Below are 24,889 nucleotides of genomic sequence, written 5' to 3'. Positions count from 1 at the left end.
ACGTTTAAGTTCTGGAAAGGGGGTTGGAGTCTGGCTTAGAGCAGCTCGTCGAGCTTGCCGGCGCGCTCCAGGGCGAAAAGATCGTCGCAGCCGCCCACATGGGTCGAGCCAATCCATATCTGCGGAACAGAGGTGCGGCCGGACTTTTTCACCATTTCGGCGCGAACTTGCGGCTTGCCATCGACTCTGATCTCTTCGAAAGACACATGCTTGTTCTGCAACAATTGCTTGGCGCGAGTGCAGTAAGGGCAATAATCGCTGGAATAGACGATGACTTCAGCCATTTCACTTCACCAATGGCAGATTGTCTGCACGCCAGGTGGATACGCCGCCGGATAGCTTGGCAGCCGTGAAGCCGGATTTAAGCAGCTCACGTGCGACCGAGCCAGCCTGCTGGCCCATGGCGTCGACGATGATCAGGGTTTTGGCCTTGTGCTTTTCCAGCTCGCTGGTGCGGGTCAGGACTTTGTCATTCGGGAAGTTCAGGGCACCCACGATGTGGCCTGCCGCGTAATCCTTGGTGGAGCGAATGTCGATGACCACAGCCTGATCCTTGTTGACCAGCGCAGTCAGTTCGCCCGTGCTCAGGCTGCGACCGCCCTTGCTCAATTCGTAGGCGATCAGCATCCCCAGCAGGATGACGAAAGCGCCAGTGATCAAATAGTGGTTGGTAGCAAAAGCAAGCAGGTGCTGAAGCATCAGTAGGTTCCAGGGCGTTAAAATGTCGGCCAGTATACACAGCAGCCAAGGTCGGCCAAAGTCCGTCAGACAATGAGGTCAATCAAGCTCAGACGACATCGCGCCAGAACCGATAACTCCGGCATCGCGGCTCGCAATTGAAGATCAACAGCCCCTAAAATGCCGGTCTGTTTTCCAACTTACTTTTTTAGCCACGAGTGGGTTCTATGACTACCACGCCAAAACCTTTGGTCCTGATCATTCTGGACGGCTTCGGACACAGCGAGAGCCACGAGGGCAACGCCATTCTGGCAGCCAAAATGCCGGTCATGGACCGCCTGTACAAGTCTATGCCCAACGGCCTGATATCGGGTTCCGGCATGGACGTCGGCCTGCCGGACGGGCAGATGGGCAACTCCGAAGTCGGGCACATGAACCTGGGCGCCGGACGCGTGGTTTATCAGGATTTCACCCGGGTCACCAAAGCCATTCGTGATGGCGAGTTCTTTCAGAACCCGACTATTTGCAGCGCGGTAGATAAAGCCGTCGGTGCAGGCAAGGCCGTGCATATCCTTGGCCTGCTGTCGGACGGCGGCGTTCATAGCCACCAGGATCATCTGGTTGCAATGGCTGAACTGGCCGCCCAGCGTGGCGCAGAAAAGATCTACCTGCATGCCTTCCTCGACGGTCGCGACACACCACCACGTAGCGCCCAGAAATCACTCGAACTGCTGGACTCCACTTTTGCCCGCCTGGGCAAAGGCCGGATAGCCAGCATCATCGGTCGTTACTTCGCCATGGACCGCGACAACCGTTGGGACCGTGTCGCCGCGGCCTACAACCTGATTGTCGACGGCACCTCGGAGTTCAACGCCGCCAGCAGCGTAGCGGGCCTGGAAGCGGCTTACGGACGTGGCGAAAACGATGAATTCGTTAAAGCCACCAGCATTGGTGACAAGGTCACCGTCGAAGACGGCGACGCCGTGGTGTTCATGAACTTCCGTGCCGACCGTGCCCGGGAAATTACCCGTGTATTCGTCGAAGACGATTTCAAGGACTTCGAGCGCGCCCGCCAGCCGAAGGTCAACTATGTGATGTTGACCCAATACGCAGCCAGTATCCCTGCGCCGTCCGCATTTGCAGCAGGCAGCCTGAAAAACGTGCTGGGTGAATACCTGGCCGCCAACGGCAAGACTCAGCTGCGCATCGCTGAAACCGAGAAATACGCTCACGTGACCTTCTTCTTCTCAGGCGGCCGCGAAGATGAGTTTCCGGGCGAAGAGCGCATCCTGATTCCCTCGCCGAAAGTTGCGACCTATGACCTGCAGCCAGAAATGAGCGCGCCGGAAGTCACCGATAAAATCGTAGATGCCATCGAGCATCAGCGTTATGACGTCATCGTCGTCAACTACGCCAACGGCGACATGGTCGGCCACAGCGGCATCATGGAAGCAGCGATCAAGGCCGTTGAATGCCTGGACGTGTGTGTCGGGCGTATCACTGATGCGCTGGAAAAGGTCGGCGGCGAAGCCTTGCTGACCGCTGACCACGGCAACGTCGAGCAAATGACCGACGACCACACAGGTCAGGCGCACACCGCGCACACGTCCGAGCCAGTGCCTTTCGTTTATATAGGCAAGCGCAATCTGAAAGTCCGCGAAGGCGGGGTTCTGGCTGATGTAGCGCCCACCATGCTGAAACTCATGGGTCTGGAAAAGCCGGAAGAGATGACCGGCCACTCGATCCTGATTGACGCGTAAAAAGCTCCACACCGGCATGTCGCATAGCCACATGCCGGTTTTTTCTATGAATGGCCTCAAGCGAGGCGTTTTTTTTGCAGCGTGTGCCGGGCATACTAAGCCTGACACTTTTTTTCACAATTCCTCGGTATCGCCCACCCTCATGCTTCGCGCCTTGATCACCCTTGCTTTGATCTGCCTGCTCAATCCGGCGTTTGCCGACGATCAGCGGGCGCTCACCCAGAAACAGATTGACGCTGCGCGTCAGGATGTCGCCGAGCTGCAAAAAGCCCTGGGCGATTTACAGAAAGAGAAAGCCGGAGTCCAAAAGGACCTGCGCGGTACCGAAACCGACATGGGTAAGCTGGAAAAGCAGGTCGAGGTCCTGCAAAAGGAACTAAAAAAGACCGAAGCCGAGCTCAATCGGCTCAACCAGGAAAAAAGCAAACTCCAGAGCGCACGCGTTGAACAGCAACGGCTGATCGCCATTCAGGCCCGCGCGGCGTATCAAAGCGGCCGGCAGGAATACCTGAAGCTGCTGCTCAATCAACAGCATCCTGAAAAGTTTGCCCGGACGCTGACCTACTACGATTACATGAGCCAGGCTCGCCTGACTCAGTTGCGCACCTTTAACGAAACACTGCGCCAGTTGGCGGGAGTCGAAAAAGACATCGACCTGCAGCAGGCGCAACTGCTGGTGCAGAAGAGCACGCTGGAAGCTCAGCACGAAGAGCTGGACAAGGTTCGCCAGGAGCGTCAACAGGCGCTTGCCAAGCTCAATCAGGACTACAAGTCACGGGATCAAAAGCTGCAGGCGCGCCAACAGGAACAGGCTGAACTTGGCAAAGTCCTGAAAACCATTGAAGAAACGTTGGCGCGGCAGGCCCGAGAAGCCGAAGAAGCCCGACAGAAAGCATTGGTTGCGGAGCGCGAGGCTGAAGAAAAACGTCAGCGTGAAGCTCAGGCACAAGCCAGCAGCGGTAGTAAAAACAGCAGCAGAACCGACAGCGATGACGCACCACGACGCCCTGCAAAAGCACCCGGCGCCATGGTTTCCAGCGCTGGCGCTTCATACGGCGGCGCATTCTCTGCAGCCAAAGGCAAACTTCCATGGCCAGTTGATGGTCGATTACTGGCACGCTACGGTGAAGCTCGTGGTGATGACGCTCGTTCTACATGGGACGGCGTCATGATCAGCGCATCGGCTGGTAGTCAGGTACATGCTGTACACGGCGGTCGGGTGGTCTTCGCAGACTGGTTGCGCGGCGCCGGGCTTCTGGTCATTCTCGACCATGGCAACGGTTACTTGAGTCTGTATGGGCACAACCAGACGTTGCTCAAGGCAGCCGGAGACATTGTTAAAGCCGGTGAAGCTATCTCCACTGTAGGCAACAGTGGTGGACAGGACACACCGGCGTTGTATTTCGCTATTCGTCAGCAGGGTCGCCCTAGTGATCCGGCCCAATGGTGCCGCACTCAAGGATAAGTCGGTTCCACCTTCAGGAGTTCGTTAGACATGCCGTATCTGTCCCGCCTCACCTCGCTGGCCCTCGCTATTGCCGTCGTCATCGGCGCTCCACTGGCGCAGGCTGCGGAAGTCAAAGCAGCGCCAGCCGCTATTCCGCCTGCGGCGACTACCGCCAAGGCGCCGCTGCCGCTCGATGAGCTGCGCACTTTTGCAGAGGTCATGGATCGGGTCAAAGCTGCTTATGTCGAGCCGGTTGACGACAAGACGCTGCTGGAAAACGCCATCAAAGGCATGCTCAGCAACCTCGACCCACACTCGGCTTATCTGGGCCCTGAAGACTTTCAGGAGCTGCAGGAAAGCACCAGTGGTGAGTTTGGCGGGCTGGGCATCGAAGTCGGTGTTGAAGACGGCTTCGTGAAAGTCGTCTCCCCGATCGACGACACGCCAGCCTCAAAGGCTGGCATCGAAGCCGGTGACCTGATCGTCAAGATCAACGGCGCACCGACGCAAGGTCAGACCATGCAGGAAGCGGTCGACAAGATGCGCGGCAAGATCGGCGAGAAGATCACCCTGACGCTGGTCCGCGACGGTGGTAACCCGTTCGACGTGACGCTGGCGCGGGCGACCATTCAGGTCAAGAGCGTCAAGGCGCAGATGCTGGAAAATGGCTACGGCTATATCCGCATCACCCAGTTCCAGGTCAAGACCGGTGATGAGGTCGGCAAGGCTCTGGCCAAATTCCGCAAGGACAACGGCAAGAAAATGAGCGGGTTGATTCTTGACCTGCGTAATAACCCTGGCGGCGTCCTGCAATCGGCCGTTGAAGTGGCTGACCACTTCCTGACCAAGGGCCTGATCGTCTACACCAAGGGCCGCATTGCCAACTCCGAGTTGCGCTTCTCGGCTGACCCGGCGGATGCCAGCGAAGGCGTACCGCTTGTGGTGCTGATCAACGGTGGCAGTGCCTCCGCTTCGGAGATTGTCGCGGGCGCCTTGCAAGACCAGAAGCGCGGCATCCTCATGGGTACTGACAGCTTCGGTAAAGGCTCGGTGCAAACCGTATTGCCGCTGAACAACGACCGCGCCTTGAAAATCACCACGGCGCTGTATTACACGCCTAACGGTCGTTCGATTCAGGCGCAGGGCATCAACCCTGACATCGTGGTACGCCGCGCCAAAGTCACCAACGAAGCGGATGGCGAAGCCTACAAGGAAGCCGATCTGCTCGGTCACCTGGGCAACGGCAACGGCGGTGCGGACAAGCCGACGGTCAAAGGCGGCGCAGCCAAGGCCCGTCCGCAGGATGATGACTTCCAGCTCAGCCAGGCTCTGAGCCTGCTCAAGGGTCTGAGTATCACGCGCGGCAACTAAGGCCATGCGTGTATTCCTGGCGGGTTGGCTGCTGGCCACTCTATGCGTCCTGACTGGCGTTGCTCACGCAGCGCCAGCCACGCAGGGCGGCAAGCCTCATACGGCGTTTCTCACATTGATCATCGATGACCTGGGCCAGAATCCGGCCCGGGATCAGCGCGTACTTGCCCTGCCCGGCCCCGTCACGCTGGCGATCATGCCGGATACCCCTCACGCCACCGAGTTCGCCCGTCAGGGCCATCGTGCTGGCAAGATCGTCATACTGCACATGCCTATGGACCCAGCCACTGGCCCCTATGCCTGGCATCCCGAGCTCCCGCTTGCCGAACTGGAAAGCAGGCTAAACGCTGCGCTGCTCAAAGTCCCGTACGCCGCTGGGATCAATAACCACATGGGCAGCCGCATGACCGCCGAGCCTGTAGCCATGGGGTGGTTGATGGCCGAACTGCAGCGCCGTCATCTTTTATTCGTCGACAGCCGCACCAGCGCGAAAACCGTTGCGGCAGCCGAGGCGCAAAAAATCGGACTGGCCAGCGTGTCACGGGATGTCTTTCTCGATGATGAGCGCACGCCGCAAGCCATCACCCGGCAACTGAATATTGCCATTGAGCTCGCCCGTAAACAGGGTTCGGCGGTGATGATTGGTCATCCTTATCCCGTGACACTCGACGTGCTTGAACGCGAGCTACCGCGCCTGAAAGCACAGGGCATCGAGTGGATCGACCTGCGCCAGATGATCAGTGTGCGGGGTAATCAGGCGATGGCAGGGCACGGCAAGAACGGGATTTACCGCTAAGGATCGGGTTCATCAAAACCCGGGGGATTGAACGTGTTCGCGAGGCGATGTGCAGTGGTCATCGCGAGCAAGCTCAGCTCCCACAACCTATGGGAACGACCGAGGCGGTATTTCATTCGACACAAAGGCTACGGATGTACTGGCGCCTTCGCGAATAAATTCGCTCCCACTGGGAGTTGAGCCAGCAGAGAAACATAGAATCTCCCGCAGGCTGTGCGCTATTCCAAGTGTTGCCGCGATGCCGTGGGAGCAGAGCTTGCTCGCGATAAACACGCTGCCATGCATCAGATCAATAGTTAACGCACTCCCCCGTCGCATTACTGGCTACATGCGCTGACTTCCCCATTTCGGGGTTTTCAATGCAAGGATAGCCATGAAAACAACATTCTCCGCGCTTACAGGTTGTGCATTCGCCGTGTGCTTCTGGGCTGCTGGCGCGCATGCCAAAGACTTCGGCGACGGGCTGGAAAACCTGTCGCCTTCCAGAGTCCTGACCAACCAGAACGCTCACAGCGATCACTGGAAAAGCATCGGCCGGATTCGCAGTGATGACGGCAGCTCCTGCACTGCGACGTTGATAGACACCCGAGCCGACGACAGCACCAGCGCCACCCCAGCCTATGTGCTGACCAGCGGCCATTGCCTGTATCGAAAGGATAACGGCGTGATCATTACTGATCTGCCCGTGACCGGGACCATCACGTTTAACTATTTCGCCGATACGGTGGAACATCAACAGCCCTACCCTCTCAAGCGGGTCAACTGGAGCAGCATGCAAGGCGTGGATCTTGCCATCGTGGAGCTACACGCCTCGCTTGATTCGCTGATAGCAGCCGGGATTGAACCTCTCCACATCGCACAGAAAACGCCGGCAGCCGGTGCGGACATTCTCGTCGTCGGTGCGCCATTGGGGTTCGAAAGTCCTTATTTACGGATGGCCGCCTGCACTTTGCAGCAATCTGATGAGTTCATCGAACAGCCATGGGTGTGGCGTCATACGGTGAAAAACCAGTGTCAGGACCTCAAACAGGGCAGTTCCGGTAGCCCGGTGCTGACTCGAGAGACGAACCAGATAGTCGCGGTGCTCAACACCACGACGCTGTCCAGCAATGGCCAAAATGCAGCGGTCGTGCCGGTGGATGAGACGCCATCACTCCGGCAGAGCGGTAACTTCGGCAACCCCGTCAGCTACCTGCGCCAATGCTTCGTGGCCGGCCAGTTCCAGACCGACCCCGAAATATGCCCACTGTTTCCAACCTTCTCAGTCGAACCGAGCGGCATCGCCAAATACCACACCAAGGTGAAGCTCAGCCCAGAGGGAAAAGAGATTTACCCCGATTGGGATATGGCCTTTGCCATCGACAAACCGTTCTATCGCTATAAAACCGTGCGCCAGGCCATTCAATGCGAAAACCCGCGCGACTACAGTCCGGCAATTACGGCCGAAAACGTCAGGATCAATGCTCGAATAGGGCCGCAGACTGGCTTACATATGCTGTGCATTCTAGGTGTCGACTCAGCAGACGAGCGCCCCTCTATCGGCCTGATGCGCAACGCGCTGACATTGGCCACCGAGCTTCAAGCAGCAGGCCCGGCCAGTCCAGCGCAGGTTCAGATCAGTCGTCGGGCGGACTCGTACGTGATCACATGGCACTTCGACACACAACAGGTCAGTAAACAGACCCTCAAGGTCGGGCCAGTCAGTTCCACGGACTGCAGTGACGCTACAGGTTACAGGGGGGCGTGGCGCAGGCTCATCTTGCGGCCTCACCAGCTGCCGGCGAAAGTCTGCACCATCGCTTATGACCATGCGGGTCAACCATCAGCCATTCGCGAGGATGTGTTGGAGAGGGTGAACCCTGAAGCGGGCTGAGAACCTGAAGGACGGACCTGGTCTGGGTATCAGCGATATCGGGACAGAATCTTATCCACAACGCCTTCCGCACGCAGCTGGTCCAGTGACGCCTGCAGCTTGTTCACCACTTCATCGGGCGTGGCCTTGTTCAAGGCCAGATACAGGTCAGCATGATGGAAACGCAACACGGTCTTGAGACCGGTCACGCCTTCAATTCTGGCCAGATAAGGTCCGGTCGGATCGCCCGCCGCCCACAGGTCGATCTGCCCGTTGACCAGTTTTTTGGCATTGTCCTGATCGCGCAGCAGCAGGATCGGGTTCAGCCCTTGGGCCAGCAACCGTTCACCGATGGCGTCACCTTTGTATGCACCAATACGGTAAGCCTTGGCCTGCTCCAGACTGGTCAGCTTGATTGGACTGTCGGCCTTGGCCAACATGATCCAGTCATAGGAACCCACTGGCCCAACCCATTTGAAGAGGTTTTCCCGCTCGGGCAAACGCGCAGTGGAAAACACCGCGTAGCCGGGCTTTTCCAGAGCAAGCTTGTAGATGCGTTCCCAAGGAAAGCGCAACGTCATGCTGTAACCAATCCCGGCGCGCTTGAAGGTCTCACGCACCACTTCGGCAGCGACGCCTTCAATGTTACTTTCCTGAGCGAAATTCTTGCCGTCTATCGCCATGTTGTAGGGCGGCAGGTTTTCGGTCATCAGCACAATGGAATCGCGTCCCGGCGCCTCGATGGCGTCGTCGGCCATTGCAGCCTCGGTGGCACTAATGAGCAAAGCGCTAAAGGCCGTAAGGGCAATAAAACGGGATTTGAACATTGGCGCTCTCCATACGCTGAAGGCAGACAGAGTGCAGCGCTCAAAAGCGCTTGTCCAGCAGACATGGCGCATTGCCAACAGAGCGCCGATAAAGCTTAAGCACAACTTGAACCGTAGGAGCTGTCGAGCCCCGCGAGGCTGCGATAGCGCGTCGTATCAGGTACACCGCTATCGCAGCCTCGCGGGGCTCGACAGCGCCTACAGAGTGAGGACGCGAATCTCAGCGAACCACAATCCCGCGCGCGGCCATGTAGGCCTTGGCTTCCGGTACGGTGTATTCACCGAAGTGGAAAATGCTCGCTGCCAATACAGCACTGGCGTGGCCTTCAATCACACCGTCAGCCAGGTGTTGAAGGTTGCCAACGCCGCCCGAGGCAATCACCGGAATCCCCAGCGCGTCACTGATTGCGCGGGTTACGCCCAGATCAAAGCCGTTCTTCATGCCGTCCTGATCCATGCTGGTCAGCAGAATCTCACCGGCACCGAGATCTTCCATCTTCTTGGCCCACAACACAGCGTCCAGCCCCGTTGGCTTGCGGCCGCCATGGGTGAAGATTTCCCAACGCGGGGTTTCACCCGGTAGCGAGACTTTCTTGGCGTCGATGGCGACCACGATGCACTGCGAACCAAAATGCTGAGCGGCTTCGGCGACGAACTCAGGGTTGAACACCGCAGCCGTGTTGATCGATACCTTGTCGGCACCCGCGTTAAGCAGATTGCGGATGTCCTGCACGGTACGCACGCCACCGCCCACAGTCAGCGGGATAAACACCTGGCTGGCCATGCGTTCGACGGTATGCAACGTGGTATCTCGGCCATCGACACTGGCGGTGATGTCCAGAAAGGTGATTTCGTCAGCGCCCTGCTCATCGTACAGACGCGCAATTTCAACCGGATCGCCAGCGTCACGGATGTTCTCGAACTTGACGCCCTTGACCACACGACCGTTGTCGACGTCCAGGCAAGGGATGATGCGTTTGGCCAGGGCCATGGGCTTAATCTCCGAAACAGATAACCATCGAACAACACACAACTGCTCGAACCGGACGTGTATCTCCGTGGGAGCGAATTTATTCGCGAAGTGGCCAGGCCTGAAAATAAATCAGGGGCTGACACACCGCTTTCGCGAATAAATTCGCTCCCACAGGTTCTGCGTCAATGCCATACAGCGAGGTATCAGGAAGTCAGAAGCGGTTTAGCGCTGGTAGCTGTCACACAGCGCCTGAGCTTCAGCCACATCCAGCGTGCCTTCGTAGATCGCACGGCCGGTGATTGCACCGATGATCCCCGGAGCCTTGGCGTCCAGCAACGCACGGATATCGCCCAGGTTGTGGATACCACCGGAAGCAATCACAGGGATCCGCGTCGCAGCAGCCAGCGCAGCCGTGAACGGAATATTGCAGCCCTGCATCATGCCGTCTTTGGCGATGTCGGTATAAACGATGGCAGAGACACCGTCAGCTTCGAAACGCTTGGCCAGATCAATGACCTGCACAGTGCTGACTTCAGCCCAGCCATCAGTCGCCACAAAACCGTCTTTTGCATCCAGACCAACGATCACTTTGCCAGGGAACGCACGGCACGCTTCAGCAACAAATTCAGGCTCTTTGACAGCCTTGGTGCCGATGATCACGTAGCTGACGCCCGCTTTCACGTAGTGCTCGATGGTTTCCAGCGAGCGGATACCACCGCCAATCTGGATCGGCAGTGTCGGATAGCGCTTGGCGATGGCGGTAACCACGTCACCGTTGACCGGCTGGCCTTCAAAGGCACCATTCAGGTCGACCAGATGGAGACGGCGGCAACCGCCATCAACCCATTTGGCAGCCATGGCAACCGGGTCATCGGAGAACACAGTGGAATCTTCCATCCGGCCTTGGCGCAGACGCACACAGGCACCGTCTTTAAGATCGATAGCGGGGATGATCAGCATGCTTTTTCCTTCGTCAAAAGAGCCACAAGCTGCAAGCCATAAGCTGCAAGCATGCGTACCCGACAATTCTTGCAGCTTGAGGCTTGTCGCTTGAAGCTGCTTCTATTCAATTCTTCTCGAGCGCCCAAAGGTCACTCTCGATGCTCTCGAACCTCTCTTTGAGGTGCTGCTGAACATCGAAAATCGCTCGATTGTAATAATGCGGGGCAATCTCGCTGGTAAAGAACTCAAGCACCTCGGCGACTTCGAACGAACCCAGGTCCAGTTCGAAGCGTTGAGAGAACAGCCGCTTGAGCTTGTCGATGGCCTGCTGCTCGTGCTCGGCACTCAGCGTCAGGATCGGCGGCTTGTTTTTACCTTTGGCCATAACGATTACCAGCGACCATCCCATGCGGCGAAGTTCTGCAGCAACTGCAGGCCATGGGTATGACTCTTCTCCGGGTGGAACTGCACGGCAAAGCGCGAACCGTCAGCCAGCGCTGCGGCGAAGTCGACGCCGTAGTGACCGCGCCCCACAACCTGACGCTGATTGGCCGCATCAATGTAGAAGCTGTGCACGAAGTAAAAACGCGCCATGTCCGGAATGCTGTGCCACAGCGGGTGATCCACTGCCTGCGCAACTTCGTTCCAGCCCATGTGCGGCACCTTCAAATGCGCGCCGTCTTCATGCAGATCCTTGCCGAAGAACTTCACCTGGCCGGGGAACATGCCGATGCAATCCACGCCGCCATTCTCTTCACTGCTGTCGAGCAAGGCTTGCATGCCGACGCAAATACCGAGAAACGGGCGATCCTGGCTGACTTCACGCACCAGCGAATCAAACTCAAGGCGGCGAATTTCAGCCATGCAGTCACGAATCGCACCCACGCCAGGAAACACCACGCGGTCGGCTTCACGAATCACATTGGCGTCGCTGGTGATGTGCACCCGGCCAGCGCCAACGTGCTCAAGCGCCTTGGCAACCGAGTGCAGGTTGCCCATGCCGTAATCGATGACCGCGACTGTCTGCATCAGAGCACACCCTTGGTCGAAGGCATTTGCCCGGCCATACGATCATCCAGCTCAACCGCCATGCGCAGTGCGCGACCGAAGGCCTTGAAGACGGTTTCGATCTGGTGGTGAGTGTTGGTGCCACGTAGGTTGTCGATGTGCAAGGTCACATTGGCGTGGTTGACGAAGCCCTGGAAAAACTCCTGGAACAAGTCCACGTCAAAGCCGCCCACAACAGCGCGGGTGTACGGCACATGCATTTGCAGGCCTGGACGACCCGAGAAGTCGATGACTACGCGTGACAGCGCTTCATCCAGCGGCACGTAGGCATGGCCATAACGACGGATGCCTTTCTTGTCGCCGATAGCTTTGCTGAAAGCCTGACCCAGAGTGATACCGACATCTTCCACCGTATGGTGATCGTCGATCTCAAGGTCGCCTTTACAGTTGATATCCAGATCGATCAGCCCGTGACGGGCGATCTGGTCGAGCATGTGCTCAAGAAAAGGCACGCCGATATCGAATCGGGCCTTTCCGGTGCCATCCAGGTTGATCGAAGCGTTGATCTGGGTTTCCAGAGTATTACGCTCGACGTACGCCTTACGTTCGGCCATCACCAGCTCCGCAAAATCATTGGGCGAAAAAGGCGAGCATTATAGGCCCAGAACCGGCTGGCATGAAGCAAACAGAAGAAGGGAAAGAGAGAAGACGACGAATTACGGAAGGATGCTGCTTTTTGGTGCAAATAAATCGGTTTTTACTCGGGGATCGCACCGCAGACTCGGGCCAATGTGGGAGCGGTGCTTGCCCGCGATAAGGCTGGACGCGATCTAAAGTGAATCGCGTCGACCTTATCGCGGGCAAGCCCGGCTCCCACAACACAGCGTTCCAACATGAGGCTTGGGTTGCTAGCCTCTACAGCGTACTTAGTGGAACAACACCGCAGTCTTCTGCAGAGTGATCCAGACGCCCCACGCCAGTGGGATGCCTACTGCCAGCCAGGCGGCGATAGCCAGTGGCTTGCTGCCCGGATCGGCTTTCCACTCAAGAACGGTGGTGTGATCCGCGCCTTTGTCCATACCGTAGGATTGCTCGACAGCCAGTTCTTCATCAGTCATGAAGTACTTGTCAGCCACCGGACGAACCAGCAGGTTGCAGATGAAGCCCAGCACCAGCAGACCGGCCAGGATGTACAGGGTCATATCGTAAGCATCGGCACGGGCAACGCCGTGGCTCAGCTGATATTCACGCAGGTAGTTGACCAGAACCGGACCGAGGATGCCCGCCGCAGCCCAGGCAGTCAGCAGACGACCGTGGATCGCGCCAACCATTTGCGTACCGAACAGGTCAGCCAGGTAGGCCGGAACGGTTGCGAAACCACCGCCGTACATCGACAGGATCACGCAGAACGCGGCTACGAACAGTGCAACGCTGCCCATGTGGCTCAGGCTTGGTACCAGCGCGTAGAGCAGGAAGCCCAAGGCGAAGAACACGAAGTAGGTGTTTTTGCGACCCAGGTAATCCGAGAACGAAGCCCAGAAGAAGCGACCACCGATGTTGAACAGACTCAACAGGCCGGTGAAGCCCGCAGCGATGGCGGCGATCTGGCCCAACTGAGCAGCATCAAGCTGGTTGAACGCCAGGTCGAGGCCCAGCAGCTTACCGGCGAAGACTTCCTGCAGCAGCGGCGAAGCCATACCCAGAATACCGATACCGGCAGAAACGTTCAGGCAGAGCACCAGCCATACCAGACGGAATTGCGGTGTTTTCCAGGCCACGTTCACGTGTACGTGACGGTTGGTGATCATCGCGTTGTTGGCTTTCTTGACGGGAGCAGTCCAGCCTTCCGGTTTCCAGCCAGTTGGCGGAACGCGGTAAGACAGTGCGCCACCGATCATGAAGATGAAGTAGATCACCGCCATCACCACGAAGCTCTGCCAGACGCCCACGCCTTCAGGCGAAGCGAAATGGTTCATCAGCGCTGCAGCCAGTGGAGCACCTACCATCGCGCCGCCGCCGAAGCCCATGATCGCCATGCCGGTAGCCATGCCGCGCTTGTCCGGGAACCACTTGATCAGGGTCGAGACCGGCGAGATGTAGCCGAGCCCGAGACCGATACCGCCGATCACACCGGAGCCGACCCACATCAGCCATATCTGGTGGGTATAAATCCCCAACGCAGATATCAGCAGACCGCCACACCAGCACAGAGCCGATACCACACCGGCCTTGCGCGGGCCTGCGTGTTCCAGCCAGCCACCCCAGATGGCAGCCGAGCAACCCAGGAAGATGAAGAACAGGGTGTAGATCCAGCCCAGCATGGAGATGGGCCAGTCGCAAGCAGACGAGAAAATCTGTGCGAAGAAGCTCATGTCAGGTGCACAGGCTACTGGAGCCTTGATGCCAACTGCCTTGGACAACGGCAGCCAGAACACGGAGAAGCCATACGCCATGCCGATGCACAGGTGAATAGCCAATGCTGCCGGTGGTACCAGCCAGCGGTTGAAACCTGGCTTGGCGATGATGCGTTCTTTGGACAAGAACGCAGGCTGTGCGGGTGAACCGCCCAACGCAGTGCTTGTACTCATTGTTTTATCCCCAGAAAAAGAAGCTCACAAGGTGTCTACGTTCCACCCACAGCCTCCGTGCGCGTAGGCAACGACCGTTTTATCGGCAGAGTTCCCGAATACGTGACAAATCGACGCACCGGATTAGCGAACGGCGGGAGATTATCATCTGTCAATTAAAAAAAGGCGTTTTGACATCACTTTTTTTGACGTCAGCGCTTTGCCTCTTGTATTTAGGGCACAATCGCCGGTGCCGCCCGTCGCCAGAGGACATTTCATGCCTATCGTCGTTGAGTTTCTTCAGTCGGCCACTTATCAGGATCAGGTGGATTTACAGAAGATCTACCGTGATGCACCCGCCTGGCTATTCCCGCCTTTTACTGATGCTGTGCAACTGATCGAAAGTGGCCTTGAGCAGGGCACCTTCGTTGCCGCCCGACTAAACGATCGACTGTTAGGTTGTGCTCTTGTGCAACGTCACGCGAAGGTCTGGGAGCTATCGCATTTATGCGTACGCAACCCGACTCGCCGCAGAGGCTTTGCCGGGCAACTGATCGGCGAAGTGCAGAAATCAGCCCGTCAGGCGGGTTGCGAGCTACGCTTGCTGGCAACCGCCGAACCTCCCGAAGTCCAGGCTCTGGCGGCCAGACTCCAGGTGCCGTTAGTACTCTTTCAAGCCGAAAATGCTGAACGAGGCCAGGCTTGAGGCATCCAAAACCCTGCACCTGCGTGAGGAGGTTATACTCGCGGGCAAATTTTAAACGTTCGACTACAAGGACTCGCCCATGAAAGCGTTCGGCAAAATCCTGGGACTTTTTGTTCTCGGGCTGTTGCTGATCATCGTGGCTCTCGGCTTCGCCCTGACCCATCTGTTTGATCCCAACGACTATAAAGACGAGATTCGCCAACTGGCGCGCGACAAGGCGCACGTTGAACTGACCCTCAACGGGGATATCGGCTGGAGCCTGTTCCCGTGGCTTGGTCTGGAGCTGCACGAAGCCAGCGTTGCGACCTTGAACAACCCGACCAAACCTTTTGCCGATCTGCAGATGCTGGGGTTGTCGGTTCGCGTACTGCCGCTGCTGCGTCGCGAAGTACAGATGAGTGATGTCCGGGTCGAAGGCCTCAACCTCAGCCTGAGCCGCGATGAAAACGGTCATGGCAACTGGGAAGACATCGGCAAGCCTGCTCCGTCGGACGTGGCTGCGACACCGGCTCCAGCCGCAGGCGAACAGACTCCAGCGCCCAAACCAGACAAGCCCTCTCAGCCGATCAAGCTCGATATCGACAGCCTGACCGTGAACAACGCACGGGTAGATTACGTCGATGCGCGCAAAGGCCAGTCGTTCACGGCCGAGAGTATCCAGCTGAGCACCGGCGCTGTTCACGAAGGCGCTGATATCCCGATCAAACTGACAGCGTTTCTGGGTACAACCCAACCGGTCATGCGCGCCAAGACCGAACTGGTCGGCCAGCTGCGCCTGGACCGCGCACTCAAGCGTTATCAGTTTGGTGACATGCGCTTGTCCGGTGAAGCGTCGGGTGAGCCACTCCAGGGCAAGACCGTGACCTTCGCAGCGCAAGGCCAATTGCTGGTCGATCTGGCCGCGAATGTCGCCGAATGGACCAACATGAAGTTGTCTGCCAACCAGCTGCGCGCGCTTGGCGACTTCCGCGCGCGCGATCTGGACAAGACACCGCAGGTCACTGGCGCAGTGTCCATCGCACCGTTTGATCTGCGCACGTTCCTCGACAGCGTCGGCCAGCCACTTCCGGCCATGAGCGAAGGCAGCCTGAGCAAAGTGGAAATGATCACTCGCATCAGCGGCACGCCAAACAGCGTGGTGCTTGATGAGCTCAACCTGAAAGTCGACGACAGCACCTTCACCGGCCGTGTAGCCGTTGAAGACTTCGCCAAACAGGCGCTGCGCCTGCAACTCAAGGCTGACACTTTCAACGCCGATCGCTATCGCCCAGCCGAAAGCGAAGAGAAAAAAGGCGCGAGTGCAGCACGCAAATCTGAAGTGCAAAACAGTGAAGCCGCCGCGGTGGCAGGCGCAGGCACCACGCCTCTGCCGGAGCAACCGACCAAGGCCGCCTGGAGCACCGAAAAACTGCTGCCACTGGAGCGCATGCGCAAACTTGATGTCGACGCAGACATCAGCTTCGGCGCGTTGACTGTCGAGAAACTGCAGATCCAGAACGCCGTGTTGAAAACCCAGGCGCTGGATGGCGTAGTCAAAGTCGACAGCCTGCGTGGCGATCTTTACAACGGCAATTTCGACGTCAAAGGCAATCTTGATGTGCGCCCGGATGTTCCGCTGATGAGCGTGCAGACGCGCATCAACAAGGTGCCGGTCGAGCGCTTCCTGCAAAGCCAGGATCAAAACCCGCCCGTCAAAGGCCTGCTGACCCTGAACAGCGATCTGACTGGCAAGGGCAACAGCGAAAAAGCCCTGATCGACAGCCTGAACGGCACTGCCAGTTTCATGCTCAACAATGGCGTGCTGGTCAATGCCAACCTTGAGCAGCAGCTTTGCCAGGGCATCTCGATTCTTAACCGCAAGACGCTCAGCGGCGAACCTCGCGGCAAGGACACACCGTTCCGCCAGCTCAATGGCAATCTGACCTTCCGCAATGGTGTCGCCAGCAACCCGGACCTCAAGGTGCAAATACCCGGCCTGACCGTCAACGGCAATGGTGATGTGGACCTGCGCGTGCTGGGCATGAACTACCACGTCGGCGTCATCATCGAAGGCGACAAGACCGAGATGCCCGACCCTGCCTGCGAGGTCAACCCGCGCTACGTCGGTATCGAGTGGCCTGTACAGTGCCGCGGCCCACTGGAACTGGGCGCCAAAGCGTGCCGTCTCGACAAGGAAGGCCTCGGCCAGGTAGCCGCGAAAATGGCGGGCGACAAGCTCGGCGAGAAGATCGAAGAGAAGCTCGGCGATAAAGTCAGCCCAGAACTGAAAGACGCCCTGCGCGGGCTGTTCAAACGCTAAAGAAACATCCCTCTGTAGGAGCTGCCGAAGGCTGCGATCGCGATCTCATGACAGACCGATATCGCAGCCTGCGGCAGCTCCTACAAGGTTCCCCCCGATAAAAATTAGCCACATCAAAACCGGATCAGCAATGCAACCCGAGCAATTCTCCAGCGCTGTGCTTGATTGGTACGACCGCCACGGGCGACACAATCTGCCCTGGCAGCAAGGCATCACGCCGTACCGGGTGTGGGTGTCGGAAATCATGCTGCAGCAAACCCAGGTCAGTACCGTCCTGAATTACTTCGACCGTTTCATGGATGCGCTGCCCACCGTGCAGGCATTGGCCGAAGCGCCTGAAGACGAAGTGCTGCATCTGTGGACCGGCCTGGGCTACTACACCCGAGCGCGCAACCTGCAGAAAACCGCAAAAATCGTGGTCGCCGATCACGACGGTGAATTCCCTCGCGATGTAGAAAAGTTGATCTTGCTGCCCGGCATCGGCCTGTCTACTGCCGGGGCTATCGCCAGCCTGAGCATGGGCCTGCGCGCGCCGATCCTCGACGGCAACGTAAAACGCGTTCTGGCGCGTTTTACGGCGCAGGAGGGTTACCCGGGCGAGCCGAAGGTCGCCAAACAGCTGTGGGCCACCGCAGAGCGCTTCACGCCACATGCCCGGGTGAACAACTACACCCAGGCCATGATGGATCTGGGCGCAACGCTATGCACGCGCAGTAAACCAAGCTGCCTGCTCTGCCCGCTGGAATCTGGCTGCGAAGCGCACCTGCTGGGCCTGGAAACCCGCTACCCAATCCCAAAGCCGCGCAAGGAAGTCCCGCAAAAGCGCACACTCATGCCAATGCTTGCCAACCGTGATGGCGCAATTCTGCTTTATCGCCGTCCGTCTAGCGGCCTGTGGGGCGGCTTGTGGAGCTTGCCGGAGCTGGATGACTTCGAGGACCTTCAGCATCTGGCCGTGCAACACTCGCTGGAGCTGGGTCAACATCAGGAACTGCCGGGACTGATCCATACCTTCAGTCACTTTCAACTGAGCATCGAACCCTGGCTGGTCCGGGTCGAGGAGTCTGCTCATCACGTGGCCGAGGCCGACTGGCTCTGGTATAACCTCGCCACCCCGCCGCGCCTGGGCCTTGCCGCCCCGGTGAAGAAGCTGCTGAAACGCGCAGCCGACGTATTGAATGCAGGAGAGTCGTCATGACCCGCACCGTAATGTGCCGCAAGTACAAAGAAGAATTGCCAGGCCTGGAACGCGCCCCATACCCAGGCGCCAAAGGTGAAGACATCTTCAATCACGTCTCACAGAAAGCTTGGGCCGACTGGCAGAAACACCAGACCCTGCTGATCAACGAAAAGCGTCTGAACATGATGAATGCCGAAGATCGCAAATTCCTCCAGACCCAGATGGACAAGTTCCTGTCCGGTGAGGAATACGCTCAGGCGGAAGGTTACGTTCCCCCCGAGAAATAAAGCGTTTCAAGCAGTGCGGGTCGTAAGCAACGGTAATAATTCAGATTTTTTTAAAAACATGCTTGACGACCCCCTGAAAAACACGTCTAATGCGCCCCGTTGCCCAGATAGCTCAGTCGGTAGAGCAGGGGATTGAAAATCCCCGTGTCGGCGGTTCGATTCCGTCTCTGGGCACCACTAATTGATTTCAGGTGGTGCAAGCATCACCTGAAAAATAAAGAAACCCGCCTAGTGCGGGTTTTTTTATGGCTGCAGTTTTCTGCCACGACCTGCAAGCGCTGCCGGTTTCAAGCAGGCCAGTTCGCTCTAAACATCTACTCATATCACAACGGCAATTTATAAGGCCCTTGTTGTCTTCGAATCGATTCGTGCTGCCCGCTCAGTAGCATTACGGCCGGTAAAGCGGGAATGCTTCCATCAGCGGTGGTATCTCCTGGCCCATCTCTGCTGCGCTGTCAGAGGGGTTGCTCGGCTTTGGAATATTCCTGGCAAAGTGAAAGATGATGGTCTGGCCGGTGGTGCCATCCCTGTAATACTTGAAATAGCTGATCTCCGAGAATTGCCCGTCTTTACGCAATGATTTTGGATAAAACATCATCGCGTAATCGATCCCTGTTCTATTGTCGGTCAGCAGGACTGCCGGCATGTTCGGGTTTTCCTGCTGATGAAGCTGGATGGCGCGCTTGCCGATGTCGAGGGGTTTGAAGCCGTTCATCTCGCGAGGGACGACGGTAAAGTCCACCATTTCATTCCAGGTATCCATGCTTTCCTCTGGCGGGAAATACTCCCACAAGCCCGGCTTCTGGAATTTCAGGACGAACGTCTTGCCGCCGAACACCACCGTTTTGGTTTCTGCAATCGACGGGCTGGACATGTCGGAGGTGAGCGGCGTGGTGCAACCGCAGAGCAAAACAAAGGCGAACAACACAAGCGATGTGACTTTCATTTCAATCCTTGAAGATTTGCGTCAGTGAATTTTTCGCGAGTAACAGTAGCCCAACGTATCACTGAATACTTTTTTTATCGGGATCGCTCCTGAATCAAATCGCGAAACGGCTATGCACTTACTGGAAATTCCGTTCATGAAAAACGGACTCCCCTGACAGAAATTCTCCCCCCTCTGCTCGCGACAATCATCCTCCAGCATTTGCAAAAACCGGGCACCGCTTTGATTCGATGGTGATCTGCTCCAATATTGAGGAAATCCCCAAATCCGATAAGCGTCGACTGCTCAACACTGCGAATGATGTAGTCGCAACGATTCAGGATACTGACGCAATCAAGCAGAAAATCCAGCACCGCCTTAGCGCCTGAGCAGCATACGCAGCCTGGATATTCGTCCCCAGTAAACGACTCAGTCCCGGGTGCGTCTGGCCGGTGTCGCAAAACAATCGACGACCGGTCATCGGATCCGCCCAGCCATTGATCCACGCCAGTTCACGGCAGGTGGTATGGCATAGTAATATCGCATTAATACTTTAGTTCCCCTTGGCGGTTTTCGTATGCGTGCTTCAGGCGCGAGCAAGTCTTCTGGTTTTACGCTGATCGAGTTGCTCATCACCGTAGCCATTGTCGGCATCCTGGCTGGCATCGCATTCCCCGCCTACGACAGCTACGTCACCAAGAGCAAAATCAAATCGGCTCAGGCTGATCTGGCTGCATTGAGCCTGGTGATGGAAAACCGCTTCCAGCGCCAACTGGTTTACGGAACCACGACGTCCAGCACCACCGCAGACACAAAATGTGTGGCGACCACAGGCAGCACCGGCTGCACGGCGGCAGCCTGGCAGCCAAGCCAGTCCGATTCGTTCACCTACAAGATCGTGACGTCGACCAACTCCACCTACAAGCTGGAAGCCTTGGGCAACAGCGGTAAGGTCAACGGCTGCAGTATCACCCTGACTCAAGACAATATCCGTGCGGTGGCCAGTTGCAGCCCTTACAACGGCGCGTGGCTGTGATGCGCACCAAGGGTTTTACGCTGATCGAGTTGATGATCACCATCGCTATTTTCGGCATCTTGCTGGCGATTGGCGCGCCCTTCACCAAAGCGTGGAGCGATAGCGCCAAGCAGCGCGAGGCTGCCGGGGTACTGAAGCAAGGCATCAGCCGCGCCAAAGCCACCGCCCTGCGTAACCCGGAAGGCGCCCGTGATGATGTGGCCGCCGCCGCCCTGTGCCGCTCAGGCCAGACGCTGAAGCTGTTCAAAATGGCCACCAGCGTGGACTGCGCCTCCAGCGCAACACCGCTCTGGACCGCACAACTGCCTGCCTCTGTCGGCGTGAAGGTGGGCGGCTCGGATGTTTCCTGCGTGGCCTTCAATAGTCGCGGTTTGCCAGTCGTGGGCGGCAATGCCTGCACCACCGCCAGCATCGACGTTACGGCAGGCAGCGAGAGCACCTTCAATGTCCCGATCATTTAGCGGTAACGGACGCAAGGAACGCGGCGACATACTCATGGAATCACTGATCGGCATTGTCCTCATGTCGATCATAGGTTTGGGCATCAGCTACGCGTCATCGCGAGCAACCAACACTCAGCGCGACATGAAGCTGCAAAACGCCACCGTCAGCCAGATGCGCAATCTGCTCGCGCTAAATGGCAAAGCTTTGTGCACCAACGCCTCGCTGGCAACCATTACGCTGCCAACACAAACCAACGCCATCAATCTGGATGTCGCCTGCACGGCCGCATCAGCCGTAACCATCGGCGGACGCACAGTCACGGGCGGTACTTCGTTAGGCACCGTGGTGCTCACAACCCGCACCTCTGACAGCGCGCTGTTCGGCGGCGTGATTCGCGTCGGCGACGAGACATGAAACATACCCAGCGCGGTTTCAACCTGGTCAGCCTGCTGGTGGGCGTAAGCCTGTCGATGATCAGCATTCTGGCGCTGCTCTCGCTGTACAAAAACCTGATCGGCGTGTCCGTGCAGTCCATCCAGGACTCCCGGCAAGACGGCCAGATTGCCGCCGCTGTACTGACGGCGCAGCGTGAGTTGTTGAATGCGGGTTTTCGGGTTGATGCCAACCCTGTGCAGATCATTTTGCTTACCGATGCAACCCTCAACAATGGCACGCTGACCGGGACACCTCGTGCGTTTAATGCAGCCACGTCGACGGCTCCCACAACGGGCAATGCCATGATCTGGACCTACAAGCCCACCGCAACCGGTAGCGCGATGTGCTCTGGATTGCTGATGAAGAAAGATAGCGGCAAGGAAACAGGCAGCCTTCTGCGCCTGCAAGGCGCCACTAACTGCTCGCTGGTATCGCAGTGGGGCACCACGACGTGGACCAGTATTGCGCTGATTGAAACGAATCAACCCGCAGCATTTTTCTCGGTGTTCTACGCACCCTGCTGGCCCTTTGGGAAAACTGCCGACGCGACCGCCAATCGTCTGCAAGTCATGATGACCGCCAGCACGAGCACGATAGACATCAACAGCAGCGAGCCTCAGCCTGCTTACGTCAAAAGCAAAAGCACCACCTGCCTGCCCAACCTTGAAAAACCGAGCGCCTCATGATGCCCAACGCTGGCCTCAACTCCAGAGCACGCCAACGGGGCATGGCGACCACACTTGTCATGCTGCTCACCGGCATGGCGATGACCGTAACGGCCATGGGTATGGTGTATGGCATCCGCAGCGCTCAAGACCAACAGATGGCCAGCCATGCGGCGGTTCCGGCCGAGTCCAGAGCCTGGGAAGGTGTGGAGCTGGTGCGCCTCTACTTGCTGGATATCGCCAGCCAGACACAGCCTGAAGATCGCCTGGTCGCGCTCACCGGCAACCTGGCGAGCAATATCAACGGGCTGACGATTAGCGTTTCAGAGCCTTACGTCAAAGCGACCGGCTTTATCGGCTTCAATATCTCATCGGCAGCAGGCAGTAACGGCGCAGCGGGTGCGACCGCGACGTTGCAGGTTTTCTATAACGTCAAACTACCTTCGTCCGCAGGCGCAGGCAGCGGCCCCCCCGGAAAAGGGGGCCAGTCGGACATTATCACGATAGGCAAACCGCTCAACCTGACAGGCTCGATTACCTTCAAGGGCAACCCCAGTGCGAAGATATCAGTCAGGGGCGACGCCAACCTGAGCGGCTCTGTCACGGGCTTACAGTCCTTGCAGGCCAGCGGCGATATTGTCATCGGTGGCGGTATTCAGGTTGACGAGTTGTTCGCCAATGGCACGCTCACGCTCAACGGTTCGGCAAGTACTCAGAAGGGATCAGCACTTGGCAACATCACTTTGGCCAGTGGTGGTTCTCAAGGCGTGCTTTACACCAATAGCGATATATCGATCAGCAACGGTTCGGTAGGCATGGCCAATGCGCTCGGCAAGATCACCACGTCAACGGGCGGGACGCTGGGCACCCTGAATGCTGGCAAGACCATTGCCATCAGCAATGGCACAATCACAGAGTCCAACGCGGTTGGCGATGTGACTGTCAGTAGCTGGCCGAGCATCAACCGCATCAATAGCAAAGCTAACGTTACGTGCCCCAGTCCGTACTGGTTTCCTCAAGGCACCATCAAAGCCAAAAGCGTCAGTAACTGCCCGAACACGACCGCAGTGGTTGCCCCAACCAGTGTAACGGTGACGCTGTTTACGCCACTGACAGCGAAGGTCGAGGACACCGCCAAGGTTGACGCATACGATTACAAAGACGCCTCTAACTATGTTTTCGAGTATGTGAACGGCAAAAGGCAGGTCACCATCCAGAACATCAACGGGCTGACCAACGGAATTTACTACCTGGGTAATTACCCTCAACAGAACGGCCGGGGCTACAACGACTTCCTGTGTAAAACCGTCGACAGCTCGAACAACTGCACACAACCTGCGACCCCCGGCTCAGCCACTCGCACCCTGTGCCAGGGCCAGTCGACATACAACGGATGCATCAGTTACGCGAATGGCACGTGGACTGTCTCAGGCAAAAACCTGGCACCCGGCGCGCTGTGGTTCAAGGGCAACGTGCAGATGAGCAACGGCGAGTACTACAACACCGTGGTGGCTACCGGCAACATCACCACCAGTGGTGCCCACGTCCTGTATGCGCTGAACTACGCTGGTTACAAAGTCATCTGCACCAATAAATTTTTGAAGGACTCAACCAACGACTTCGCAGGCATGTACCCGACCAACTTCTGCGACACGTCCGGCGCCAAGCTGATATCCAATTCGTTGGGCAACGTTGGTTATCTGGACGGCAGTTTTACCAACGGTGTGTTTTCCGGAGGCGCCATCACGCTGGGCGCCTCAAGCGTTGTTTACGGAAGCATCGTGGCCGGGGACGTTTTCCTCACCGAGGGCAGCAGCACCGTTCACGGCTATGTCACCGCAGCCTCTCAGGGAGCTACTCCCGCCAATGCGTGGGGCGGTTCAACCCTGATTGATCTGAGCGACCTACCCGATAGCTATGTGCCTGGCCAGACACCTGACAAGGGCGATCCACCGTGCACCAGCAACTGCACGGGTTCCACTGCGGCGACTGTCGCAGTAAAGTGGACGCGCTATTTGTGATGCGGGCAGCGTCAGGCTCGTCTCGGTAACTCAACTTCAAGATCAGGAAATTCACCGGTGGCTTCGCCAGACAAGCAGCAAAAACGCGCTCAACGGGCGAAAGCCAAGGCCAAGCAAAATCGCTCGCAAAAGCCCGGCAAAAAAGTGGTGCACCCAGTCTTCGCTTCGCCGCTGGTTGACCAACCCTTCGATGATGTCGAACTTGATCTGAGCACGTTCGACTTCAAGGACATCGTGGAAAACGGTTTCGACCCGGCCGACTTCGACGACCTGTTCCAGACCATGAAAGCCGCTCAGGCCATCAGCCAGTTGGCAATGTGCGCCGTATTCCTGCAGTACCCGGTGCTGGCATTGGTCATTGCGGAAGAGGACGAAGAGCAAGCCACCGACTTCATGATGGGCCTGTTGATCACCTACCGCGCGATGTTCTTTGACGAGGACGAAGAGACGGCCATCGAGTGGATCGGCAGCCCTGCGTTCCAGGCGGACTATAACGAAGCGTCCCGGTTGTTGATGGTTCGGGACCAAAAGGCTTCGTGATCCGTATTCAGTGCAGGGTTTTGTAAGAGCGGCCGAAAGCAGCGATCTCGGTGCACCAGAAGAAATGCTTTCGCAGCCTCCGGCAGCTCCTACAGCAGTCTCGCGCCGAACCAACAACCCATGCCAAAAC

Annotated in this window: 25 protein-coding genes and 1 tRNA gene; 16 read left to right on the top strand and 10 right to left on the bottom strand. The window is 57.6% G+C overall.

The window, feature by feature from the left end:
• Nucleotides 1-35 precede the first annotated feature (35 nt).
• Nucleotides 36-284, bottom strand: a complete 249-nt coding sequence (gene grxC / locus EE949_RS09400) for a glutaredoxin 3 (protein WP_087265842.1) — start codon at nt 282-284, stop codon at nt 36-38.
• A gap of 1 nt (nt 285) precedes the next feature.
• Nucleotides 286-699: a rhodanese-like domain-containing protein gene (locus tag EE949_RS09395; protein ID WP_122664023.1), complete on the bottom strand. Its 414-nt coding sequence runs from the start codon at nt 697-699 to the stop codon at nt 286-288.
• 206 nt (nt 700-905) lie between these two features.
• On the opposite strand from EE949_RS09395, the gene gpmI reads away from it, so the two are divergent.
• The 5 genes from gpmI to EE949_RS09370 all read left to right on the top strand — a co-directional run bounded on the left by gpmI (nt 906) and on the right by EE949_RS09370 (nt 7,925).
• Nucleotides 906-2,438, top strand: coding sequence for a 2,3-bisphosphoglycerate-independent phosphoglycerate mutase (gpmI, locus tag EE949_RS09390; RefSeq protein ID WP_122664022.1), 1,533 nt, complete (start codon nt 906-908; stop codon nt 2,436-2,438).
• Between the two features lie 142 nt (nt 2,439-2,580).
• The gene (locus EE949_RS09385; protein ID WP_122664221.1) at nt 2,581-3,903 is read left to right on the top strand and encodes a murein hydrolase activator EnvC family protein; all 1,323 of its coding nucleotides are present in this window, start codon (nt 2,581-2,583) and stop codon (nt 3,901-3,903) included.
• Nucleotides 3,904-3,933: 30 nt separating this feature from the next.
• Nucleotides 3,934-5,256 carry a S41 family peptidase gene (locus tag EE949_RS09380; RefSeq protein WP_122664021.1) on the top strand — a complete coding sequence of 441 codons (1,323 nt, stop codon included), beginning with the start codon at nt 3,934-3,936 and terminating at the stop codon, nt 5,254-5,256.
• 4 nt (nt 5,257-5,260) lie between these two features.
• Nucleotides 5,261-6,052 (top strand): divergent polysaccharide deacetylase family protein, encoded by a 792-nt coding sequence (locus EE949_RS09375; protein WP_122664020.1) that lies wholly within the window; start codon nt 5,261-5,263, stop codon nt 6,050-6,052.
• 373 nt (nt 6,053-6,425) lie between these two features.
• A complete protein-coding gene (locus tag EE949_RS09370) occupies nt 6,426-7,925 on the top strand; it encodes a trypsin-like serine peptidase (protein ID WP_122664019.1) in 1,500 nt (499 codons plus the stop codon).
• 29 nt (nt 7,926-7,954) lie between these two features.
• Here EE949_RS09370 and EE949_RS09365 read toward each other — a convergent pair whose 3' ends face one another.
• From EE949_RS09365 to EE949_RS09335, 7 genes are all read right to left on the bottom strand, one after another.
• The gene (locus EE949_RS09365; RefSeq protein ID WP_122664018.1) at nt 7,955-8,731 is read right to left on the bottom strand and encodes a substrate-binding periplasmic protein; all 777 of its coding nucleotides are present in this window, start codon (nt 8,729-8,731) and stop codon (nt 7,955-7,957) included.
• Nucleotides 8,732-8,951: 220 nt separating this feature from the next.
• Nucleotides 8,952-9,722, bottom strand: coding sequence for an imidazole glycerol phosphate synthase subunit HisF (gene hisF / locus EE949_RS09360; protein ID WP_087265831.1), 771 nt, complete (start codon nt 9,720-9,722; stop codon nt 8,952-8,954).
• Nucleotides 9,723-9,926: 204 nt separating this feature from the next.
• Complete coding sequence (gene hisA, locus EE949_RS09355) at nt 9,927-10,664, bottom strand: 1-(5-phosphoribosyl)-5-[(5-phosphoribosylamino)methylideneamino]imidazole-4-carboxamide isomerase (RefSeq protein WP_122664017.1); 738 nt, start codon at nt 10,662-10,664, stop codon at nt 9,927-9,929.
• A gap of 106 nt (nt 10,665-10,770) precedes the next feature.
• The gene (locus EE949_RS09350) at nt 10,771-11,031 is read right to left on the bottom strand and encodes a DUF2164 domain-containing protein (protein ID WP_087265827.1); all 261 of its coding nucleotides are present in this window, start codon (nt 11,029-11,031) and stop codon (nt 10,771-10,773) included.
• 5 nt (nt 11,032-11,036) lie between these two features.
• Entirely contained in the window at nt 11,037-11,675 is a 639-nt protein-coding gene (gene hisH, locus EE949_RS09345; RefSeq protein WP_122397909.1) for an imidazole glycerol phosphate synthase subunit HisH, read from the bottom strand.
• Nucleotides 11,675-12,268, bottom strand: coding sequence for an imidazoleglycerol-phosphate dehydratase HisB (hisB, locus tag EE949_RS09340; RefSeq protein ID WP_027898918.1), 594 nt, complete (start codon nt 12,266-12,268; stop codon nt 11,675-11,677). The genes hisH and hisB overlap by 1 nt, the downstream gene beginning before the upstream one ends.
• Before the next feature lie 312 nt (nt 12,269-12,580).
• The gene (locus EE949_RS09335; RefSeq protein WP_122664016.1) at nt 12,581-14,242 is read right to left on the bottom strand and encodes an OFA family MFS transporter; all 1,662 of its coding nucleotides are present in this window, start codon (nt 14,240-14,242) and stop codon (nt 12,581-12,583) included.
• Nucleotides 14,243-14,498: 256 nt separating this feature from the next.
• On the opposite strand from EE949_RS09335, the gene EE949_RS09330 reads away from it, so the two are divergent.
• The 5 genes from EE949_RS09330 (at nt 14,499) to EE949_RS09310 (ending at nt 18,870) form a co-directional block, all read left to right on the top strand.
• Nucleotides 14,499-14,927 (top strand): acetyl-CoA sensor PanZ family protein, encoded by a 429-nt coding sequence (locus tag EE949_RS09330; RefSeq protein WP_122664015.1) that lies wholly within the window; start codon nt 14,499-14,501, stop codon nt 14,925-14,927.
• A gap of 79 nt (nt 14,928-15,006) precedes the next feature.
• Nucleotides 15,007-17,226, top strand: coding sequence for an AsmA family protein (locus tag EE949_RS09325; protein WP_122664014.1), 2,220 nt, complete (start codon nt 15,007-15,009; stop codon nt 17,224-17,226).
• A gap of 130 nt (nt 17,227-17,356) precedes the next feature.
• On the top strand, nt 17,357-18,424 hold the full coding sequence (mutY, locus tag EE949_RS09320; RefSeq protein WP_122664013.1) for an A/G-specific adenine glycosylase: 1,068 nt from the start codon (nt 17,357-17,359) through the stop codon (nt 18,422-18,424).
• Nucleotides 18,421-18,693, top strand: coding sequence for an oxidative damage protection protein (locus tag EE949_RS09315; protein WP_027901312.1), 273 nt, complete (start codon nt 18,421-18,423; stop codon nt 18,691-18,693). Before mutY ends, EE949_RS09315 begins: the two co-directional genes overlap by 4 nt.
• 101 nt (nt 18,694-18,794) lie before the next feature.
• Nucleotides 18,795-18,870, top strand: a tRNA-Phe gene (locus EE949_RS09310).
• Nucleotides 18,871-19,081: 211 nt separating this feature from the next.
• Here EE949_RS09310 and EE949_RS09305 read toward each other — a convergent pair.
• Nucleotides 19,082-19,621 (bottom strand): hypothetical protein, encoded by a 540-nt coding sequence (locus tag EE949_RS09305; protein ID WP_205505131.1) that lies wholly within the window; start codon nt 19,619-19,621, stop codon nt 19,082-19,084.
• Nucleotides 19,622-20,195: 574 nt separating this feature from the next.
• On the opposite strand from EE949_RS09305, the gene EE949_RS09300 reads away from it, so the two are divergent.
• Genes EE949_RS09300 through EE949_RS09275 form a run of 6 tightly spaced genes read left to right on the top strand, consistent with a single transcriptional unit; the run spans nt 20,196 to nt 24,759 of the window.
• Nucleotides 20,196-20,654 carry a type IV pilin protein gene (locus tag EE949_RS09300; protein WP_122664011.1) on the top strand — a complete coding sequence of 153 codons (459 nt, stop codon included), beginning with the start codon at nt 20,196-20,198 and terminating at the stop codon, nt 20,652-20,654.
• Nucleotides 20,654-21,115 carry a pilus assembly FimT family protein gene (locus EE949_RS09295; RefSeq protein WP_122664010.1) on the top strand — a complete coding sequence of 154 codons (462 nt, stop codon included), beginning with the start codon at nt 20,654-20,656 and terminating at the stop codon, nt 21,113-21,115. Before EE949_RS09300 ends, EE949_RS09295 begins: the two co-directional genes overlap by 1 nt.
• On the top strand, nt 21,099-21,512 hold the full coding sequence (locus EE949_RS09290; protein ID WP_122664009.1) for a hypothetical protein: 414 nt from the start codon (nt 21,099-21,101) through the stop codon (nt 21,510-21,512). Before EE949_RS09295 ends, EE949_RS09290 begins: the two co-directional genes overlap by 17 nt.
• Entirely contained in the window at nt 21,509-22,219 is a 711-nt protein-coding gene (locus tag EE949_RS09285) for a PilW family protein (RefSeq protein WP_122664008.1), read from the top strand. The genes EE949_RS09290 and EE949_RS09285 overlap by 4 nt, the downstream gene beginning before the upstream one ends.
• The gene (locus tag EE949_RS09280) at nt 22,216-24,219 is read left to right on the top strand and encodes a hypothetical protein (RefSeq protein WP_122664007.1); all 2,004 of its coding nucleotides are present in this window, start codon (nt 22,216-22,218) and stop codon (nt 24,217-24,219) included. Before EE949_RS09285 ends, EE949_RS09280 begins: the two co-directional genes overlap by 4 nt.
• A gap of 57 nt (nt 24,220-24,276) precedes the next feature.
• On the top strand, nt 24,277-24,759 hold the full coding sequence (locus tag EE949_RS09275) for a hypothetical protein (protein WP_122664006.1): 483 nt from the start codon (nt 24,277-24,279) through the stop codon (nt 24,757-24,759).
• Nucleotides 24,760-24,889 lie beyond the last annotated feature (130 nt).

This window comes from Pseudomonas viridiflava, assembly GCF_900602065.1.
GTDB lineage: Bacteria > Pseudomonadota > Gammaproteobacteria > Pseudomonadales > Pseudomonadaceae > Aquipseudomonas.
The sequence above is the reverse complement of the archived record's forward strand: the minus strand, read 5'-3'. Positions and strand labels throughout refer to the sequence as shown.

Bases quoted from the DNA above. Each gene is read 5' to 3' on its own strand.
- hisF (WP_087265831.1), bottom strand. From the start codon at position 9,722: ATGGCCCTGGCCAAACGCATCATCCCTTGCCTGGACGTCGACAACGGT.
- EE949_RS09370 (WP_122664019.1), top strand. From the start codon at position 6,426: ATGAAAACAACATTCTCCGCGCTTACAGGTTGTGCATTCGCCGTGTGC.
- EE949_RS09350 (WP_087265827.1), bottom strand. From the start codon at position 11,031: ATGGCCAAAGGTAAAAACAAGCCGCCGATCCTGACGCTGAGTGCCGAG.
- EE949_RS09295 (WP_122664010.1), top strand. From the start codon at position 20,654: ATGCGCACCAAGGGTTTTACGCTGATCGAGTTGATGATCACCATCGCT.
- EE949_RS09325 (WP_122664014.1), top strand. From the start codon at position 15,007: ATGAAAGCGTTCGGCAAAATCCTGGGACTTTTTGTTCTCGGGCTGTTG.
- hisH (WP_122397909.1), bottom strand. From the start codon at position 11,675: ATGCAGACAGTCGCGGTCATCGATTACGGCATGGGCAACCTGCACTCG.
- grxC (WP_087265842.1), bottom strand. From the start codon at position 284: ATGGCTGAAGTCATCGTCTATTCCAGCGATTATTGCCCTTACTGCACT.
- EE949_RS09285 (WP_122664008.1), top strand. From the start codon at position 21,509: ATGAAACATACCCAGCGCGGTTTCAACCTGGTCAGCCTGCTGGTGGGC.
- EE949_RS09380 (WP_122664021.1), top strand. From the start codon at position 3,934: ATGCCGTATCTGTCCCGCCTCACCTCGCTGGCCCTCGCTATTGCCGTC.
- EE949_RS09335 (WP_122664016.1), bottom strand. From the start codon at position 14,242: ATGAGTACAAGCACTGCGTTGGGCGGTTCACCCGCACAGCCTGCGTTC.
- EE949_RS09290 (WP_122664009.1), top strand. From the start codon at position 21,099: ATGTCCCGATCATTTAGCGGTAACGGACGCAAGGAACGCGGCGACATA.
- EE949_RS09300 (WP_122664011.1), top strand. From the start codon at position 20,196: ATGCGTGCTTCAGGCGCGAGCAAGTCTTCTGGTTTTACGCTGATCGAG.
- EE949_RS09315 (WP_027901312.1), top strand. From the start codon at position 18,421: ATGACCCGCACCGTAATGTGCCGCAAGTACAAAGAAGAATTGCCAGGC.
- hisA (WP_122664017.1), bottom strand. From the start codon at position 10,664: ATGCTGATCATCCCCGCTATCGATCTTAAAGACGGTGCCTGTGTGCGT.
- EE949_RS09330 (WP_122664015.1), top strand. From the start codon at position 14,499: ATGCCTATCGTCGTTGAGTTTCTTCAGTCGGCCACTTATCAGGATCAG.
- gpmI (WP_122664022.1), top strand. From the start codon at position 906: ATGACTACCACGCCAAAACCTTTGGTCCTGATCATTCTGGACGGCTTC.
- mutY (WP_122664013.1), top strand. From the start codon at position 17,357: ATGCAACCCGAGCAATTCTCCAGCGCTGTGCTTGATTGGTACGACCGC.
- EE949_RS09395 (WP_122664023.1), bottom strand. From the start codon at position 699: ATGCTTCAGCACCTGCTTGCTTTTGCTACCAACCACTATTTGATCACT.
- EE949_RS09365 (WP_122664018.1), bottom strand. From the start codon at position 8,731: ATGTTCAAATCCCGTTTTATTGCCCTTACGGCCTTTAGCGCTTTGCTC.
- EE949_RS09375 (WP_122664020.1), top strand. From the start codon at position 5,261: ATGCGTGTATTCCTGGCGGGTTGGCTGCTGGCCACTCTATGCGTCCTG.
- EE949_RS09280 (WP_122664007.1), top strand. From the start codon at position 22,216: ATGATGCCCAACGCTGGCCTCAACTCCAGAGCACGCCAACGGGGCATG.
- EE949_RS09385 (WP_122664221.1), top strand. From the start codon at position 2,581: ATGCTTCGCGCCTTGATCACCCTTGCTTTGATCTGCCTGCTCAATCCG.
- hisB (WP_027898918.1), bottom strand. From the start codon at position 12,268: ATGGCCGAACGTAAGGCGTACGTCGAGCGTAATACTCTGGAAACCCAG.